This is a genomic window from Fimbriimonadaceae bacterium, assembly GCA_019638775.1.
In the GTDB taxonomy this organism is placed as follows: Bacteria; Armatimonadota; Fimbriimonadia; order Fimbriimonadales; family Fimbriimonadaceae; genus JAHBTD01.
The window spans coordinates 1-2,387 of sequence record JAHBTD010000082.1 but is presented as its reverse complement, the minus strand read 5'-3'; the positions used below and the strand labels follow the sequence as shown (position 1 = coordinate 2,387).

Genomic DNA, 2,387 nt, shown 5'->3' with positions numbered 1-2,387 from the left:
ACCTTGACTCCATTCACCGCGTCCGGCGGCTTGGGCGATTGAATGGTGGGAATCCCCCGCCAGGCCATCCGGCTGCCGGCCGGCACATCCTTCGACAACCATTCGATATAGGCGACGATCGCTTGCAGTTTGTGACTGTCTTGCGGAATCGGCTTGCCGTTCAAGTTGCGTTCGAAACAGTCATTGATGCGGTCGGCCAGCGTCACGACGCGCCCGGTCCGCGCACGATATTCGGGATAGGCCCGCGAGAGGCCGACGTAGGACGCTGAATTGGGATCGAGCCCTGCGTCTAAATGGCAATTCGCACAGGTGAGTCGGTTGCCTACGTAGGGCGCGGCAAATTCCTGAGTATGGACGACCAGCTGATAGCCTAACCGGATCTGCTCTCCGCGTTGTCCGCCGGGGATGGAATCGGGGGAAGGGTGACTGAACAGCGCATCGAGCCTCTCAGGCTCGAATTGGTTCAGGGCAGAGGGCGCACCGCTTCGTGTCTCCTTCGAGTCGACACAGCCTGCGAGGAACAGGACCATCGCGACGGCGATCGATAGTATTGGTCTCATACGTAGCGACTCTCGCAAACTACATACCACGCCGGTCACAACAGGGCGAAACAAAAGACGGTTCCATCGGGACCGGCAATCACTACCATCATACCCGCCTGACGACAAACGCTACAGACCTGCCTCCCCGCTTGGCGCATCACGCCACAGCGCGTCTGCCACACAGCCTTTCCTCACGCTGTCCTGTTAGGGTCAAACTGGAACGAAAGGATTCAGCATGTTGAATAAATTTTCTTGAGGCACTCACCTGACCGCCCCCAAGCGGCGCGGTCAGGTGCAGGCTAACGAGGGAGGGAATCCATGCATGACATCACGACGTCCCCCGCTCGGGGGCCAAGGCACGAATGTACTGAATGACATCCAACATCTCCTGATCCTTCAGTCGCCCCCTCCAGGAATGCATCGGGCTGAACAGGACCCCGTTCGAAATCGCGATCAGCAACTCGAAATCGGTTCGGCCGCGGGACGGCAACGTGTGAAAGTCCTTGGGCTGCACGATCAAGCCCTGGGCATCCGGTCCGTTCCCGTCTCCGAGCCTGCCGTGACACCTGAGGCACTGTGCCTTGTAGACCGCCTCGCCTTTGTCGGGATTCCCGCGAAACTCCTGGGCTCCGATCCAGCCGCTCATCACCACTACGCACAGGACCGCCCCTGCTGGAATGAGATATCGACGCATCGCAGCCTCCCCATACACCGAACCATTTGGTATGTCGCCCCGGATGATATGTCGCCCCGATTTCACGCGGTGTTCAGTGAACACCCATGATCGTCGCGAGGCTATCGGAACTCCCTTGAACTCATGACCGGACGAATCGGCTAGAACCCCGTCCGGCACATTTCAGCGCTGACGATCGATCCTGAACGCCTTTCACCACTCTCACCGGTACGTCTGCTTTTCCAACGTCGGCACGATTGCCGTCTGCTCGGCACCCGTGATCTGGTAACGAACATACGGGTTCTCCACCATTTGATTGGCATACAGTCGGCCCGCGGGAGCGGGCACATTCACATTCAGTGTTGCCCGGCCTTTCGGTTCGACCGTGACCGTCTGCACAATCTCTTCCCGGACGTAGGGATGCCAGATTTTGACTACATAGGTGCCGGGCGGGATGTCTGAGAGTTGGAACCGCCCGTCACTATCGGTCAACGCATAGTAGGGATGATCCATCACCAATCCCCAACTCTCCATGTACGCATGGAAGCCGCACTGCATCACGAACATGTTACGCCCCTTCGTCATATGAACGGTTCCCGTCACCGGAGTGCCCTCGTAATGCTTCGAAACCTGCGCGCTCAGCTGGGCTTGGGCCGGATATCTGGAACTGATCGGCAAGGGCAAATTGAACAGGACGCGCGGTCCTAGATGCGACGTCTCATAGGCCTGGATGTCGTGCATGGCGGGGTCCATGTTCACCACCGACACATCATGCCGATCACGGACGAGACTGAGGAACGGAAGGAACCGGCAATCGATCGCCTCGATGCGCGGGGCCGTAAATGCAGGGAACGGTTTTCCGCGTTCGATGGATTCGATATAGACGACCACTTCCTGAAACTCTCCGGAAAGACCGATTCGAAACGGTTGCATCAAGCGCCAGCCCTGCCCGTCCGAAATCCGGCCGCAGTACACCGCATCGGGAAGCGTCGTGAGGTTGTACCCCTTGGGGTGAGGAACCTTGCCGACCATGGTGACTCTTCCGCTGACGGTTCCTCCGTCGGCGACGGTGATTTCTTCGTATGCAGCGGCCGGACCTCCGCTCGCCGACATGGCCAGCAGCAACACCCAGAGCGCATAACGCGTCGCACCAATGTGTTCGAACATACGTC

Annotated in this window: 3 protein-coding genes; all 3 read right to left on the bottom strand. The window is 58.8% G+C overall.

From position 1 onward, the window contains the following. Positions 1-560: hypothetical protein (locus KF784_20045; protein MBX3121350.1), on the bottom strand; the 560-nt coding region annotated here is incomplete at its 3' end. A gap of 310 nt (positions 561-870) precedes the next feature. After that, positions 871-1,236, bottom strand: coding sequence for a cytochrome c (locus tag KF784_20040; GenBank protein ID MBX3121349.1), 366 nt, complete (start codon positions 1,234-1,236; stop codon positions 871-873). A 201-nt stretch (positions 1,237-1,437) separates the two neighbouring features. Continuing rightward, positions 1,438-2,387, bottom strand: a 950-nt coding sequence (locus tag KF784_20035; protein ID MBX3121348.1) for a carboxypeptidase regulatory-like domain-containing protein, incomplete at its 5' end; no start/stop codon positions are given.

Bases quoted from the DNA above. Each gene is read 5' to 3' on its own strand.
- KF784_20040 (MBX3121349.1), bottom strand. From the start codon at position 1,236: ATGCGTCGATATCTCATTCCAGCAGGGGCGGTCCTGTGCGTAGTGGTG.